Source organism: Marinobacter sp. LA51 (assembly GCF_030297175.1).
Taxonomy (GTDB): Bacteria; Pseudomonadota; Gammaproteobacteria; order Pseudomonadales; family Oleiphilaceae; genus Marinobacter; species Marinobacter apostichopi.
The window spans coordinates 2,756,871-2,771,108 of record NZ_AP028070.1 but is presented as its reverse complement, the minus strand read 5'-3'; the positions used below and the strand labels follow the sequence as shown (position 1 = coordinate 2,771,108).

The following is a 14,238-nucleotide window of genomic DNA, read 5'->3' as shown; positions in this document are numbered from 1 at the left end:
AATTGGCTGATTGTGACGCACTGCGTCAGTCAGATTACCGGACGGATTTCAGCGCGTTGGATATTGCTTCGGCCTCTGCCTCCAGCACCAGGCAACGCAGGCTGCTGTTGCCCTGCTGCAGCGCTTGTGCCAGCTGCTTCTGCTTCATGTCATAGAGTCGGCTGAGAATATCGGCCTGGCTTTGTTTCATCGGTGTGTCCATGGCTACCTCCCCCACTTAAACACCTGTGTCAAAAACTTTTACGAGTGGCGCCAAAAATCGGCCTTCCACTTATAAAGATGCATAACGTGGGCCATGTGTTACAAAGCCTAGCGGCCGAATCGTGAACGGTAGGCGCCGGGCGCCAAGCCAGTGTGCTTCCGGAACAGACGGCTGAACGAGCTGACATCCTCATAACCGACGGTGTTAATTATTTCGTCAATCGGTCGCCGCGATGTCTCCAGGTGGTGGCGAGCGTGCTCCACCCGCAGCAGTTGCAAATAGGTATTCGGGGTGTCGCCAGTAGCTGCCTTGAAGCGCCGCAACAGAGAGCGTTCGCTAAGCCCGGCCTGAACGGCGAGTTCCGATAACGCAATGGTTTGGGTGAAGTGACTGTCCAGCCAGTCCTGCAGCTGCAGGACCGTGGCGTCGGCGTGGTAGCGTTTTGCCTGGAGGGCGCTGTACGGCGCCTGGCTGGTACGCCCGGCGTCAATCACAAACGCCTTGGCCAGCTGCCGGGACGCATCCGGTCCGGCGTAACGCTCCACCAGGTACACCCCAAGATCCCACCAGGCCATACCACCGCCGGCACAGGCAATGTCGCCATCAACCGTTACCAGCTTTTCTGGCCGGCAGATTACCTCCGGATAACGCTGACGGAACTGATTGCTGAAGCCCCAGTGGGTGGTTGCCTCGCGGCCATTCAGCAGGCCCGCCTCCGCCAATAGAAACGCCCCGGTGCAATTACTCGCCAACAGCTTCGGAGCGCTGCCCTGTTGCGACAGCCAGTCCACCAGCTGCCGGTTGTGTGCGAGCACATCGGTGATGGGTGCACCGATGGTCGGCACGATAATGATGTCCGCCGGCGATAGCTCACCATCATTCCAGCTGCCATCGGCCAGCAGGGTGATGCCGTTAATGCAGCGGCAGGGATCGCCCTTCTCGGTGAGAAGACGAGTTCGGAACAGCGGTTCGGGCGGTTCGCCGTGGATTCTGGCCCAGGTCACACCGGCCAGACGGAACAGGTCAATAATCCCCGTTATGGCGCTGGCAAGAGCGCCGTCAAAACCGATGATTGAAACCGTATGCATAGCAAACTCCCGAGCCAGGGCCGCGGTGGGTAGAAGTATCCGGGACTGTGTGCAGCATGGATGCTGCACACAAGCGTACAGGGACGTATTCACAGCGAGTCCCGGATACTTCTACCCACTGCGAACCGTCTTCCAGATTCCGATGGCGATATTGGCCAATATTATGTCATAAATGCCGGTTTTCTAACCCTTGTCGCTGTGACACTCTGTGTGCCATCAAAAGGAGAAGCACAATGACCGACACCCTGATCGATCGCCGCGACCTGGCGTTCCAGCTCTACGAAGTCCTCGATACAGAGACCCTGACCGAACGCGAGCGTTTCAGTGAGCACAGCCGTGACACCTTCGATGCCGTGGTTGAAACCGCCGACCGCATCGCCCGGGACAAGTTCGCCACCCATAACAGCGCCGCCGACAAAGACGAGCCAAAATTCGTGGATGGTGCCGTGGAAATGCTCCCGGCGGTCAAAGAGGCCTTCGACGCCTACGCCGAGGCCGGCTTTATTGCCGGGCGCTACGACTACGATCTGGGCGGCATGCAGCTGCCGGAATCAGTCATGGCGGCCTGCAACGGCTTCTTCACCGCAGCCAACCCAGGCACGGCCGGTTATCCGTTCCTGACCACCGCTGCGGCCAACCTCATTCGGGTGTTCGGTAACGAACAACAGCAGCAAACTTTCCTGCCGCACATGCTGTCCGGTCGCTTTAGCGGCACCATGGCACTGACTGAGCCCCACGCCGGTTCGTCGCTGGCGGACATCCGTACCTCGGCGACACCGACCGACGACGGCGACTATCTGATCAAAGGCGCGAAGATCTACATCTCCGGTGGCGAACAGTCGCTGACGGAGAACATCGTGCACATGGTGTTGGCCAAGATTAAGGGTGCACCGGCCGGGGTAAAAGGCATCTCGCTGTTCATCGTGCCCAAGTTCGTCGTGGACGAGGACGGTAACGCCACCGAGCGCAACGGGGTGAACCTGGCCGGGTTGATCCACAAGCTGGGATACCGCGGCACCACCTCCACCGCATTGAGCTTTGGAGATGACGCTCCGTGCCACGGCTATCTGGTGGGCGAGCCGCACCAGGGCCTGAAGTACATGTTCCAGATGATGAACGAGGCCCGTGTGGGCGTTGGCTTCGGTGCGGCCGTGATCGGCTACCGTGGCTACATGCACAGCCTGGAGTATGCCAAGGATCGACTGCAGGGCCGCAAGCCGTCGGAAAAGAACCCGGAAGCGCCGCAGGTGCCGATCATCGAGCACGCCGATGTGCGCCGCATGTTGCTGGCCCAGAAGGCCTACAGCGAAGGTGGCCTGGCGCTGTGCCTGTATGGCGCGCGGCTGATGGACGACCAGCACACTCACCCGGATGAGCAGAAGCGACAGGAAGCAGGCAAACTGTTGGATCTGCTGACCCCAGTGATCAAAGCCTGGCCGTCCGAGTACGGGCCAAAAGCCAATGATCTGGCGATCCAGGTCTATGGTGGTGCCGGTTATACCCGGGAGTATCCGGTGGAGCAATGCTGGCGTGACAACCGCCTGAACCCGATCCATGAAGGCACCAACGGCATTCAGGCTCTGGACCTGCTCGGTCGCAAAATCTGGCAGGACCAGAGTCACGGCCTGCAGCTGCTGATGCAGCAAATGCAGCTGGACCTGGAGGCCGCCACATCAGATCGTTGCCAGCAGTGGGCGCTGTCCCTGAGCGAAACCTTGCAGCAGGCGGTGAAAGTCACCCAGAGCCTGGGTAAGTCACTGATGAGCGAGAATCCGGACCGGGTGTTGGCCAACGCCTCGTGCTACCTGCACCTGTTTGGCCACATCATCGTGTCCTGGATGTGGCTGCGCCAGGCCAATGCCGCGGAAAAGGCGCTGGCTAATCTCAGCACTGACGATGAGCAGAATTTCTATCAGGGCAAGATGCAGGCGGCCCAGTACTTCTTCCATTGGGAGTTGCCCACTGTGGCCCAGGACCTGGTGTTGCTCAAGAACCAGGACGACACTTGCCTGGCGATGAAGACGGAGTGGTTCTGAGGCAATAGCGTATGCGGCGCTGATAAGACCGGCCGTCAACCTGACGGCTGGTAGGTGGCGAAATTCATCACTGTGAGCCAGACTTTACGGGTCCGCCGCTGCGGATGTGTCTCGGCATGTTGAGTACCAATAAAAAGAATCACTCAACCACAAGGATTGATTAGCCATGACAACACCCAATGCGTCTTCGGCCGCCGTGCACTGGAGCGTGCAGGGCATGCTGGTGGAGTACCTTACCTCTGGACGGCTGGCGGAGGTGGTCTATCGCGACAGCGCTGGCCAGATCCGCATGGTTCACGATGTCATCAGGGACCTGTTCAGCCGGGCTGGCCATGAATACATTCTGCTGGGGCGGGGCATTATGGTTAGTCTTGACCACATCATCACCCTGGATGGTCGAACCCTTGCCGTAAGTCGTTAGTAACCAAACGGTAATCCCCGAGTAATTGTATGTGACGGTGTGTAACCGTAACCTGATGTTGTTTTATCACGGACCAACAGAGGGACATGGTTATGAACAAGTTCACACTGAGCGCGCTGGCATTTGCCATGACACTGGGTCTTGCCGCCTGCAGCTCCGAGGACGAAGGCGTCGATATGGATCAGGCTGCCGATAACGCCGAAGAGATGATGGACGACGCCGGCGATGCGGCCGAGAACACCTACGAGGATGCGACTGGTCAAAGTGCCTGGGAGCAGACCGAGGACGCCGCTGAAGATACGGCCGAAGAAGTGGGAGAAGCTGCTGAAGAAGCAGGTGAAGCCATGGAAGAAGGCTACGATGAAGCTACCCAGTAATTGGGTGGTAGAAACCGGCACAGGTCTCCTGTGCCGGTTTTTTTGTGCCTTGAGAAAAGAGCTGTGCAAGAACCAGCGTGCAAAGACCCTTGTCAAAAAACAGTAACGGTTTCGACTTGTTCCTGTTTCTCCGTTGTCACAATTTCTGTCGAAACTGATCCCTCAATAACGAACGTCTGTTCTGATAAGAGAGGGAATCATGGCCAAGCACGATTTTGATCCAAACTACCTGGATCCGAATTACGAACCCGTCGTCAACCAGACCGGCAACTACCCGTTTCATGAAGTGCTGGCTGCCCGGCTGCAGCGTCGTGCCGTCATGAAAGGCACCGTCGGCGCGGCGCTCGCCAGTATCATGGGGATGACGCTGGTCGGTTGTGACAGTGATGACGACGATAACGACACGGGTTCAGCGGCTGGTGTACAGACGGACCTGGGCTTCAAGGCCATCCCTGTGTCCAATGCCAATCAGGTTGTTGTTCCCGAGGGCTATTCTGCCCAGGCATTCCTGCCCTGGGGTACACCGATTACCGGGTCTTACCCGGAATTCCGAGCCGATGCCTCCAACACGGGCGCCGAACAGGAACAACAGGTGGGCATGCACCACGATGGCCTACATTTCTTCCCGATCGATCAGAAGGCCGGCGGTAACAGCTCCACCGAAGGCTTGCTGGTGATGAATCACGAGTACATTAATCAGGATGCCCTGCATCCAACTGGCGCGACCGCGGCGGCCGACAATGGTGGCGTGCGCCCGGAGGACGAAGTGCGCAAGGAAATCGCTGCCCATGGTGTGTCCGTGGTACACATCAAGCAGGACAGCGAAGGCACCTGGGACGTGGTGTTTGGCAGCCCATTTAATCGCCGTATTACCGGTGGCACCGAGATGGACATTCGTGGCCCGGTTCGCGGCAACTCGAAACTGGTCACCAAGTTCAGCCCGAACGGCACCGAGACCCGGGGCACTCTGAATAACTGCGCCATGGGGCCGACGCCGTGGGGCACCTACCTGGCCGCCGAGGAAAACTGGCACGGCTACTTTGCCAATAGCAATCCTGGCCAGCCGCGTGAACAGACTCGTCATGGTGTTGGCGATTCCAGCCGTTACGATTGGGAGCTGGCTGACGGTGGTGCCGACGACTACATACGTTTTGACGTGACGCCGGGTCTTGGAGATCCAGACACTGACTACCGCAATGAAGCCAACACCTACGGTTACATGGTGGAAATTGATCCGTTCACACCGGAAGCCAAGCCGCAGAAGCGTACCGCCCTGGGCCGATTCGGCCACGAGGGAGTGATCTTCGCGCCGGTGACCGAAGGCAAGCCGGTGGTGTGTTATTCCGGTGACGATTCCCGCTTCGAATATATCTACAAATTTGTATCGGCTAATAACTACTCGGCAGCAACGGCTGGCGGCTATCTGCTGGACGAAGGCACGCTTTACGTTGCCAGGTTCAATGATGATGGTACCGGCGAATGGCTGTCCTTATCACTCGACGATGGCGACTTCGCCGCCAAGGTGGCTGCTGCCGACGGAACCATGGTGGGCGACATCAATTTCACCGGCTTTGATGATCAGGCCGATGTGCTACTGAACACCCGCCTAGCCGCCGACATTGCCGGTGCCACGCCGATGGATCGCCCGGAATGGGGCGCTGTGGATCCTAACACCGGCGAGGTCTACTTCACCCTGACCAACAACTCCAACCGGACTGAAGAGCAGACCGATGCCGCCAACCCCCAGGCGGAAAACCGCACCGGCCATATTATTCGGTGGACCGAAGAGAGCAGCGACCATGCAGCGACCAGCTTCGACTGGGATATCTTTGTCTTTGGCGGCGAGCAGGGCACCGAAACGGTTGTCGACGGTGAGGCAGTTGTCACCCTGGATGACGACAACATCTTCAACAGCCCGGATGGACTGTGGTTCGACTACAACGGCCGCCTGTGGATCCAGACCGATGGTTCCGACGCCGAGCCGTACCAGAACAACATGATGCTGGCGGCCAATCCGGTTACCCGTGAGATCAAGCGCTTCTTCGTGGGGCCGGTGGGTTGTGAAGTCACCGGTGTGGTGACCACGCCCGATGTGAAAACCATGTTTGTGAATATCCAGCATCCGGATGCCAACTGGCCCTTTGGCACCGAGGGCGACCATCCCCGAGATGCCACGGTGATCGTGACTCGCACCGATGGAGGCGTGATCGGGGCGTAAGTTCAAATCCAAGCGGGTAACTTTTCAAACCGCCGCAAAGCGAGCTGGTGCTTCCAAGGGGCCAGTCCGCCTTGCGGTTTTTTTACTTTGGGCGGGTGGGAATGAATGAAACGTAACGGCCAGAGCGCGCCTGCTCGGGTACTCTGGGCACGTGTTAGACTGCCAGCAGAGTTCATTTAAGGAGGCAATGTCTTGGCCGAACCAGAGCACGTTCCTGCAAATCCCGATCCCGTAGCGCGCCGTTCCGACCCGGTCCGTAATCTGGCCGTAGTGGTTTACATACTTCAGGCGTTATCGTTTTTTGTTGGAGGCATCACCGGGTTGGTGGGCGTGATCATCAATTACGTCAAGCTGGATGATGTCCGCAATACCTGGATCGAATCTCACTTCCGGTGGCAGATCCGGACCTTCTGGATCGGGCTGTTGTGGACCGTTGTTGGAATCGTGACCATGCCGCTGGTCATTGGCTGGTTTATTCTGCTGGGTATCTCAATCTGGATTATTTATCGCATCGTCAAAGGCGCCCTGGCTTTGAACGAAGGCAAGACCCTTTAGCGGACAGTGCTGTGGCTAAGGGTACGGTTAGCTGAGCTGGTCGATTAGAGGGTACTGACGTAACTCAGCAAACACAGACCCAGCGAGAAAGTCAGAAACGCGAATGCGACTCTAGCTTTGCGGTGCGGGGGCACCAGGCTGGGCTCGGGCTCCGGGCCGCGTTCGGGGGTCATACCGCAACCAGCATCATAGAGTGCTGGGCCACTTTGGCCTCGACACACAGAGCGCAGTTGTTTCTCTCGCAGTGCTCGGTGTCGTGAAGGTGCATGCGTGCCTGATCCTCCGGGTTACGGTTGTTCAGGCCTCTGTAGATATGAATGTGCCGGGTGAGCGCACGGGAAGCTTTTTCGGCTGTGTCGAAGGGGCCGAGGTCTGCCTGTTCACGGGTAAGGGCGTACCAGCCATATACGGTATGCAGTAAACGACCACGATGTTCGCTGGGAATTGATGTACCTGTTCGCATTTCTCTGCCTCTCTGTAGCTGATGTGTGTGGCTACGCAGTGGAACAACCGGTCCTTTATGTTTTAGCCCGTTACCCAGCTCCGTGGCAGCGGATGTGTTACATCACGTAAGATGACGCACTTTGGTTCCAAAAACATTGATAAATGTGACATCTGTCACAAAAATAAAGGTCAATCGTCCGTTACCTCCTCTAATTTTATGGCGCTGACCATGCCTGCAAACCCCATCAGACCGAGCACCAGAATCACCGCCACCTCTGACACAAGCGATACGACGGCGGTGAGGCCTCCAGTCACCAGCAAAAGAACGCCTATGACGGAATTGCTGACCGAAGTGTAGTCGGTGCGCTTGTTACCACCAGCCATGTCCACCAGGTAGGTTTTCCGGCCCAGCCGGACACCGGCGTGGGCAATGCTCAGGCAGAAGAAAGCGATGGGATAGAACCAGACACCGGCGAAGTCGGTTCCAAGGACGAGCGTGCTGATGCCGACCGCCAGGCACACGCCACTGGCCATGGCCGCGCCCCGGATCATCACCCGCCGGCTTGAGGTGTCGGCCATCCAGCCCCAGAAGCTCGCACTCACTGAGCTGGCCAGGCTGCTCGCCAGCAGGAAAACACCCAGCATCCAGCCAATATCGGATTCCTTCTGGGCGAGCACGACAAAATAGGGGGCCGCCAGGGCTGAACACAGCAACAGGGCCCGGGTGATTACAAAGTGGCGGAAGGGCGCGTCATCGCGCAGCAGAGAGAGGCTTCGCACTGCATCCTTGAGGGCGTTGCCACCGCCACCGGTTTCACCTGCGTATTCGTCCACACCGGCAAACAGGAATCCGGCGATGACCCACAGGCTGGCAGCGAGCATGAGCAGTGTGCTGTAGAAGGTCAGGCTGGGGTCGCCCCGATCCCAGAACAGTAGCACCGTCATGATCACCGTTGCCGTACCCCCGAGGGTGGTTGCCAACCCTGAAAGACGGCCCCGACGGGTTTTGGGGATGCACTTGCCCTGAACATCTTTCATGGATACCGAACAGAAACCGCGGGCAAGGGAGAAGACAATCAGGCAGGCTACGATGCCACCCCCAGCGGCGTAGCCCTCGAGGAACCAGACGCTGGCAGCCATGCCTAAGACACTGAGGGCCTGGCCAAAACTGCCGAGTGTCCAGAACCACTTGCGAACCGCCTTTTGCCGGACCCAGGCCCCGATCACCATCTGCGGAACCATGGAGCCGGATTCCCGAATGGGGACCAGCCAAGCCACCAACGCCGGCGCGCCGACGGCACTCATTAACCAGGCAAGCACGGTTTTGGGGCTGGTCAGCAGATCACCGAGCTTGGTCAGCACATTGCTCGCAAGAATCAGAAAGAAGTTACGGGGTACTTCCCGACAGGCTTCGGCGGGGATGTCTTTACAAACCCGTGCCTCTTCCTCATTGGCAATCAGGCTGTAAAGTTGGTCAAGAGTGTCAGAGTTCTGCTTGGGCAAACCGATGTCCTCGGGGCAAGTGAGCGGCAAGGATACCAGTACTTAAAATACCCCTGAACCTCGATGTACGTTGTGGTGGCGTGCACAGACCAAAAGTAGCCAGGTTCATCCCAGGGCTACTCGCTTGCCTGACGTTTTTGCTTGGTGCCTAATGGGCGCCTGAAACAGGGAACCGATCTATGCTCAGTTATCTTCATGCCTTTCACGCTGGCAATTTTGCCGACGTTCAGAAGCACTCGGCTTTGGCGCTCGCCGTCACCATGATGCAATCCAAGAAGTCCGGGATTGCCTTCATGGATACCCACGCTGGCAGTGCAGTCTATGATCTTGGTAGCGAGCGGGCCCGAAAAACCGGTGAAGCGGATAGCGGTATACAAAAGCTCTGGGCAGCGCGTGAACGCCTCAATTCATCGGACTGGCAACCAGTGCTCAATGTTCTGGCCGGCCTGAACGGAACGACAGGCCAGCTCAGGCATTACCCCGGATCGCCGGCCTGGTTTCGTCATTTTTTGCGGGACGATGATTCACTGGTTACCTTTGAACTGCACCCAACGGAAAGTGAGCGACTGTCTGACTGGGCATCGTCTCCGAAAATTCGGGTGGTGAAGTCCGATGGCCTGTCAGGCATGCTCAATCAACTTCCTCCCCGGCAGCCACGGTTGCTGGTTCTGATCGATCCGTCTTATGAGATTAAATCCGATTACGCGGATGTCGCGACAGCATTGCAAAAGGCTTGGCAGAAATGCCGTCACGGCGTCTATCTTATCTGGTACCCCATTCTGACCAGTGGGCTCCAGCAGGAATTGCTCGATGCAGTGCGACAGGGTTCAGTCCGGAAAGTGTTGCGAAGTGAGGTTCATCTCGAACAGCCGCCGGAGCGCGGCATGACCGGCTCCGGTATGTTGGTGGTTAACCCGCCCTGGGGCTTCGATGAGCGCCTGATGGCGATGATCGGCGACGTAAATGAGGGCCGGGAAGGCCTCGGTGTCAGTCACCAAATGGACTGGCTGGTGCCCGAGTAGTGTTAGCCCCCGTTCTTGCTCACTGACTCGGATGCCTGGTTCTCCAGAGTCTCGATCAACTGCCGGACGCGTTTCAGGATCTCGGTGCCCCGCTCGCCGGTTGCGTTGATGTAGGCTTGGCGGACAGGCTGGCTGGCTTGCGCAAAGACCGCCCGTTCTTCTTCGGAAAGCTCAACCACCTTGAGCTGACGACCTTCCAGCATGGTTTTCAGGCGTGCCTGGTTCAGGTGTTCCTGGGTGCGCCAGGCAATTTCGGCGACCTCTTTCAGGGCTCGGTCGAGCCACTGCTGCTGCTTTTCCGGCAATGCCTGGTACCAATCCCGATTGGTGACCAGTGACGCAATGAACTGGGTCGGGCGGGCAATGGTCAGGGTACTCTGCACCTCGTAGAACTCCATTTCCTCAATCGCGAAAACAGGGTTGGCCTGAGCGTCAATTTTGCGCAGCTGAAGATCGGTGTAGACCTGGGAGAATGGGGTTTGCTCGGGTTGCGCGCCATAGGCGCGGTAGCTGGCTGCAGCCATATCAGAGGTCATGGTTCGGATGCGCAGGTCCTGGAAGTCCGCCGGTGACCGCAGGGGTTTGTTGGCGGTCCAGGCCATCCAGCCTTCCGGCACGAACGCCAGCAGTTTCAGGTTGCGGCTGGCGTAGGGTGTTTCGAACATGGCCAGAAGCTCAGGGCTGGCCAGTAGCTGGCGATTCACGTTGCCATCGTCGGACAGCAGGTAGTGCAGGGTGAAGACACCCACTTCAGGAATCTGGTTAGCCAGGTGCCCGGGGGAGGCGAACGCCAGTTGTACCGAGCCGTTCTTGGCCAGCTCAGTCAGCTGTGCCGAGGTACCCAGGGAGCCGTAAGGAAAGATATCCAGCAGGATTCTGCCATCCGAGCGTTCTTCAATACTCTCTTTTAGTGCACGGGCGTAGGCGTGTTGTACACTGCCCTCAATTTCTTCCAGGGCGAAGCGCCAGGTGACCGGGTATTCTGGAGGCGCGGTTTCCGGTGTCATATTACCCGATGACGTGGGCTCACTCTCAGAACAGCCGGCCATGGAGAGCAGCACGATTGCCAGGAAGGGAAGCCAGTGGCCGGTGATGCGCATATCCCGTTCTCCAGAGCCGGGGTGAATGTTTAATTGCCGCTAAAGTAACACATTTGGACTGGAGCCTTCCTGTCCACTGCCGTCGGAGTGAGAGTATGACAAACCAGAAGCAGGCGATGCTATATGGGCTCGCGACTGTCCTGCTTTGGTCCACCGTTGCTACGGCCTTTAAGCTGGCGCTGCGGGAGTTGGCGCCGGTTGAGATGCTGTTGATTGCCTGTACTTCGTCGGTGCTGGTGATCGGAATTATCCTGATGATTCAGGGCCGTTGGCATCTGGTCTTCTCACTCAGCCGACGGCAATACGCCCAGTCGTTTGGCATGGGGCTGATCAATCCCTGCCTGTATTATTTCGTGTTGTTCGGAGCGTTCGATCGCCTGCCAGCCCAGGAGGCGCAGCCGCTGAACTACACTTGGGCCCTGGTGCTGGCGTACCTGTCCGTGCCCTTCCTGGGGCAGCGGCTAAGAAAGACCGACATCCTTGCCGGACTGGTGTGTTACGCCGGGGTGGTGGTGATCGCGACTCGGGGTGCAGTGGCATCACTCAGTTTTTCGGACCCGTTGGGCGTCTCACTGGCCATTGGCAGCACAGTGATCTGGGCCTCCTATTGGATAATCGCAACCCGGGACACCCGGGATCCGGTGGTGGGCCTGTTCCTCAATTTCTTGTTCGGGTTGCCGGTGATTGTCCTTATTTGCGGGTTGACCGTGGGCTTTAACCTACCGGGTCCCGGTGCTTTTGCCGCGGCCGTGTATGTCGGGGTCTTCGAAATGGGGATCGCGTTCGTGCTCTGGTCCTACGCCATGAAGAAGGCGGAAAACACGTCCCGGGTCAGCAACCTGATTTTCATTTCGCCGTTCCTGTCCCTGGTCTTTATCTACTTTATTTTGGGTGAACAGATCCTGCCTTCTACTTACATTGGGCTGGTGCTTATCGTCGCGGGTCTTTGGCTGCAGCAGAAAAAAGTGCGGGTTCGGGAGCAGGCACTGGCCCATGGCTCCTGAGTGGTTTGTCTACATGGTCCGGACGGCCCGGGGTGCACTGTATACCGGCATCACTACCGATGTGGAGCGCCGGTTTTCCGAACACCAGGCCGGCGCACCGAAAGGCGCGCGCAGTCTGCGGGGTAAGGGACCACTCATCCTGGTATTCCACGCACCGGTTGGTGATCGCAGCCGGGCATCCCGCCTGGAATGGCACATCAAGCAGTGGACGCGGGCGCGCAAGGAGGCGTTGGTTAATGGCCGGCTCAAACTGCCAGATGACGTTTGATGTGCGCCCCGGCACCGGCCACCGCGTCGGTCGCCCGGTCGAGTTGGCCACTGTGGATCTGGAACACGTGCCAGAGGCTGTTGAAGATTTCCAGGGTTGTCGGCACGTCGTCCCGTTGTGCTGCTGCGGCAAGTCGCTCGGCATCGTTGAGCAGCATTTCCTCGCTACCGGCCTGGATCAGAAGCGGTGGCAGGCCTGACAGGTCACCGTAAACCGGTGAGATCAGCGGGTTGGTCAGGGCCTCACTCCCGCTGTACAGTTTGGCCGCTTTTCCGGTCCAGCGGGGCTGCAGTACGGGTTCGATTTCCGGGGCATACAGGTGTTGCTGGGTCAGGTCGACCCAGGGCGAGAACACGGTCAGTGATGACGGCAATGGCAGCTGCCGGTCTCTGAGCCGCATGGCCAGTGCAACGGTTAGCCCGCCGCCTGCGGAATCCCCGGCTACGGCAACCTGCTCCGGGGGGACGCCCTGTTCCAGCAGGGCCGAGTACACCGCCTCGGCGTCGTCGAGAGCGGCCGGGAAGGGGTGTTCCGGCGCTAGCCGGTAGTCGGGCGTGATTACGCTGCAGCCGCTGGCCTTGGCCAGGTGGCCGGTAAGGCCACGGTGGGTGGCAGCAGAACCGATAATAAATCCACCGCCGTGCAGATACAGTAAGACGCCCTGGCTGGTGTCACCAAACAGGGTCCGGGTGACGGGCAGGCCGCCGATGGAGTCTTGTTCAAAGCGGCAACCTCGCGGTGGCACGGAGCTGCGATAGGCCTGACGGGTGAGGGTGCGTTGAAGCTGCACTGGCACCGCCGGGTGAAGCACCGGGCGTACCAATCGGCGCATGGTCTGGCGCAGGCCCGTCTCAAGAAGGTGTTGCAGCATCTGTGTTCTACCCCCGCTATGCGTTAGGATTGCAGATCAAACAGCTTATTAATCAATCATGACAGGCGTTTAACTCTACGTGTACTGGAAAACAGATACCATAGAAATTCCGGATTGGGACAGGCATTCGCTGCTAGATCGGCTGGAAGCTTTTGATCCTGCGACTCCAAGGAAGTTGAGCGACCAGATGGTCGCCTACTGCCGCTTTTACGGTCTGGACCTGTGGGTCGAACACCCCGAAGTGGTCTACCACCAGGGGTACGTAGAGGCGGGACGCCATCAGGTCATGGTGCACTATTACCAGTTGCCTGAGTCGTTTAGCCCGCGGGGCACGGTGTTCATTCTGCATGGTTACTTTGACCATGTCGGGCTGTACAGCCAGCTCATCGATCGGTGCCTGGGTGCCGGATTTGACGTGCTGGCGTATGATCAGCCGGGCCATGGGTTGTCCAGTGGGACGCCAGCCGCCATTGGCAGCTTCATCGAATACCAGGGTGTGCTGTCGGATGTAATGGCTCATGTGCAGCCGAGAATCCGCCAACCCTGGTTTGCGGTTGGGCAGAGTACCGGTGGGGCGATCCTTATCGATTACTTGCTGTCTAATGGTCATAGTCAGGGAACGTCTGCCTTCCGGAAGGTGGTATTGCTGGCACCGCTGGTGCGTCCCGTGGGCTGGCTGGGAGCGAAGGTGCTGCACAGCCTGATGAAGCCTTTCCTCACGCGCTGGCGGAGGGCCTTTTCCGCGAACAGCGGAAACTCGCGGTTCCTGCGGTTCCTGCGTGAGCACGACCCACTGCAGGCGCGGGCGGTGCATGTAGACTGGGTGGGCGCTTTGCGCAGCTGGGTGCCCCATATCGAATCTGCACGACCGGTGGATTTTCCGGTGACCGTGGTGCAGGGAGAGAAGGATCTGACAGTGGATTGGGAGCACAATCTGCGGATTATCCGCAATAAATTCTCGTCGGTAGAGGAGCTGAGAATCCCGGACGGACGCCATCACCTGGTGAATGAAGCCCAGGATCTGCAAGCGACCGTATTCAATACCATCATTGACACATTTTCGAACCCGTCGGTGCAGACTGCTGGCAAAAACGCAGCTGGCCGCAAATGAAAGAGCACAGGAGATAGT

At 58.4% G+C, this 14,238-nt stretch carries 15 protein-coding genes; 9 read left to right on the top strand and 6 right to left on the bottom strand.

Annotation, left to right across the window (positions count from 1 at the left end):
• Nucleotides 1–34: 34 nt before the first annotated feature.
• A complete protein-coding gene (locus QUE89_RS12710; protein WP_247845550.1) occupies nucleotides 35–202 on the bottom strand; it encodes a hypothetical protein in 168 nt (55 codons plus the stop codon).
• 107 nt (nucleotides 203–309) lie between these two features.
• Nucleotides 310–1,290 (bottom strand): GlxA family transcriptional regulator, encoded by a 981-nt coding sequence (locus tag QUE89_RS12705; protein WP_286220440.1) that lies wholly within the window; start codon nucleotides 1,288–1,290, stop codon nucleotides 310–312.
• Nucleotides 1,291–1,523: 233 nt separating this feature from the next.
• Between QUE89_RS12705 and QUE89_RS12700 the strand changes: the two genes are divergently transcribed.
• The 5 genes from QUE89_RS12700 (at nucleotide 1,524) to QUE89_RS12680 (ending at nucleotide 6,897) form a co-directional block, all read left to right on the top strand.
• On the top strand, nucleotides 1,524–3,326 hold the full coding sequence (locus tag QUE89_RS12700; RefSeq protein WP_286220439.1) for an acyl-CoA dehydrogenase: 1,803 nt from the start codon (nucleotides 1,524–1,526) through the stop codon (nucleotides 3,324–3,326).
• Between the two features lie 166 nt (nucleotides 3,327–3,492).
• Nucleotides 3,493–3,747 carry a hypothetical protein gene (locus QUE89_RS12695; protein WP_286220438.1) on the top strand — a complete coding sequence of 85 codons (255 nt, stop codon included), beginning with the start codon at nucleotides 3,493–3,495 and terminating at the stop codon, nucleotides 3,745–3,747.
• 92 nt (nucleotides 3,748–3,839) lie between these two features.
• On the top strand, nucleotides 3,840–4,124 hold the full coding sequence (locus QUE89_RS12690; RefSeq protein ID WP_286220437.1) for a hypothetical protein: 285 nt from the start codon (nucleotides 3,840–3,842) through the stop codon (nucleotides 4,122–4,124).
• Nucleotides 4,125–4,323: 199 nt separating this feature from the next.
• Nucleotides 4,324–6,342, top strand: coding sequence for a PhoX family protein (locus QUE89_RS12685; protein WP_286220436.1), 2,019 nt, complete (start codon nucleotides 4,324–4,326; stop codon nucleotides 6,340–6,342).
• Nucleotides 6,343–6,534: 192 nt separating this feature from the next.
• Nucleotides 6,535–6,897 carry a DUF4870 family protein gene (locus QUE89_RS12680; protein ID WP_286220435.1) on the top strand — a complete coding sequence of 121 codons (363 nt, stop codon included), beginning with the start codon at nucleotides 6,535–6,537 and terminating at the stop codon, nucleotides 6,895–6,897.
• Between the two features lie 169 nt (nucleotides 6,898–7,066).
• Here the strand turns inward: QUE89_RS12680 and QUE89_RS12675 are convergent, their stop codons facing one another.
• Both QUE89_RS12675 and QUE89_RS12670 read right to left on the bottom strand, forming a co-directional pair.
• Nucleotides 7,067–7,360, bottom strand: coding sequence for a DUF6316 family protein (locus QUE89_RS12675; RefSeq protein WP_286220434.1), 294 nt, complete (start codon nucleotides 7,358–7,360; stop codon nucleotides 7,067–7,069).
• Between the two features lie 170 nt (nucleotides 7,361–7,530).
• On the bottom strand, nucleotides 7,531–8,844 hold the full coding sequence (locus QUE89_RS12670; protein ID WP_286220433.1) for an MFS transporter: 1,314 nt from the start codon (nucleotides 8,842–8,844) through the stop codon (nucleotides 7,531–7,533).
• Nucleotides 8,845–9,023: 179 nt separating this feature from the next.
• On the opposite strand from QUE89_RS12670, the gene QUE89_RS12665 reads away from it, so the two are divergent.
• Nucleotides 9,024–9,866, top strand: a complete 843-nt coding sequence (locus QUE89_RS12665; protein WP_286220432.1) for a 23S rRNA (adenine(2030)-N(6))-methyltransferase RlmJ — start codon at nucleotides 9,024–9,026, stop codon at nucleotides 9,864–9,866.
• A gap of 2 nt (nucleotides 9,867–9,868) precedes the next feature.
• On the opposite strand, the gene dctP is transcribed toward QUE89_RS12665, so the two are convergent.
• Nucleotides 9,869–10,966 (bottom strand): TRAP transporter substrate-binding protein DctP, encoded by a 1,098-nt coding sequence (gene dctP / locus QUE89_RS12660; RefSeq protein WP_286220431.1) that lies wholly within the window; start codon nucleotides 10,964–10,966, stop codon nucleotides 9,869–9,871.
• A gap of 95 nt (nucleotides 10,967–11,061) precedes the next feature.
• On the opposite strand from dctP, the gene QUE89_RS12655 reads away from it, so the two are divergent.
• Nucleotides 11,062–11,970, top strand: coding sequence for a DMT family transporter (locus tag QUE89_RS12655; protein ID WP_286220430.1), 909 nt, complete (start codon nucleotides 11,062–11,064; stop codon nucleotides 11,968–11,970).
• On the top strand, nucleotides 11,960–12,238 hold the full coding sequence (locus QUE89_RS12650; protein ID WP_286220429.1) for a GIY-YIG nuclease family protein: 279 nt from the start codon (nucleotides 11,960–11,962) through the stop codon (nucleotides 12,236–12,238). The genes QUE89_RS12655 and QUE89_RS12650 overlap by 11 nt, the downstream gene beginning before the upstream one ends.
• Here QUE89_RS12650 and QUE89_RS12645 read toward each other — a convergent pair.
• On the bottom strand, nucleotides 12,216–13,109 hold the full coding sequence (locus QUE89_RS12645; RefSeq protein ID WP_286220428.1) for an alpha/beta hydrolase: 894 nt from the start codon (nucleotides 13,107–13,109) through the stop codon (nucleotides 12,216–12,218). The genes QUE89_RS12650 and QUE89_RS12645 overlap by 23 nt on opposite strands.
• Before the next feature lie 79 nt (nucleotides 13,110–13,188).
• Between QUE89_RS12645 and QUE89_RS12640 the strand changes: the two genes are divergently transcribed.
• Nucleotides 13,189–14,220, top strand: coding sequence for an alpha/beta hydrolase (locus QUE89_RS12640; RefSeq protein WP_286220427.1), 1,032 nt, complete (start codon nucleotides 13,189–13,191; stop codon nucleotides 14,218–14,220).
• The last annotated feature ends 18 nt before the right edge of the window (nucleotides 14,221–14,238 follow it).

What these genes read in the sequence shown, in the direction of transcription:
- QUE89_RS12710 (WP_247845550.1), bottom strand. Translation starts at nt 202, where the DNA reads ATGGACACACCGATGAAACAAAGCCAGGCCGATATTCTCAGCCGACTC.
- QUE89_RS12705 (WP_286220440.1), bottom strand. Translation starts at nt 1,290, where the DNA reads ATGCATACGGTTTCAATCATCGGTTTTGACGGCGCTCTTGCCAGCGCC.
- QUE89_RS12700 (WP_286220439.1), top strand. Translation starts at nt 1,524, where the DNA reads ATGACCGACACCCTGATCGATCGCCGCGACCTGGCGTTCCAGCTCTAC.
- QUE89_RS12695 (WP_286220438.1), top strand. Translation starts at nt 3,493, where the DNA reads ATGACAACACCCAATGCGTCTTCGGCCGCCGTGCACTGGAGCGTGCAG.
- QUE89_RS12690 (WP_286220437.1), top strand. Translation starts at nt 3,840, where the DNA reads ATGAACAAGTTCACACTGAGCGCGCTGGCATTTGCCATGACACTGGGT.
- QUE89_RS12685 (WP_286220436.1), top strand. Translation starts at nt 4,324, where the DNA reads ATGGCCAAGCACGATTTTGATCCAAACTACCTGGATCCGAATTACGAA.
- QUE89_RS12675 (WP_286220434.1), bottom strand. Translation starts at nt 7,360, where the DNA reads ATGCGAACAGGTACATCAATTCCCAGCGAACATCGTGGTCGTTTACTG.
- QUE89_RS12665 (WP_286220432.1), top strand. Translation starts at nt 9,024, where the DNA reads ATGCTCAGTTATCTTCATGCCTTTCACGCTGGCAATTTTGCCGACGTT.
- dctP (WP_286220431.1), bottom strand. Translation starts at nt 10,966, where the DNA reads ATGCGCATCACCGGCCACTGGCTTCCCTTCCTGGCAATCGTGCTGCTC.
- QUE89_RS12655 (WP_286220430.1), top strand. Translation starts at nt 11,062, where the DNA reads ATGACAAACCAGAAGCAGGCGATGCTATATGGGCTCGCGACTGTCCTG.
- QUE89_RS12650 (WP_286220429.1), top strand. Translation starts at nt 11,960, where the DNA reads ATGGCTCCTGAGTGGTTTGTCTACATGGTCCGGACGGCCCGGGGTGCA.
- QUE89_RS12645 (WP_286220428.1), bottom strand. Translation starts at nt 13,109, where the DNA reads ATGCTGCAACACCTTCTTGAGACGGGCCTGCGCCAGACCATGCGCCGA.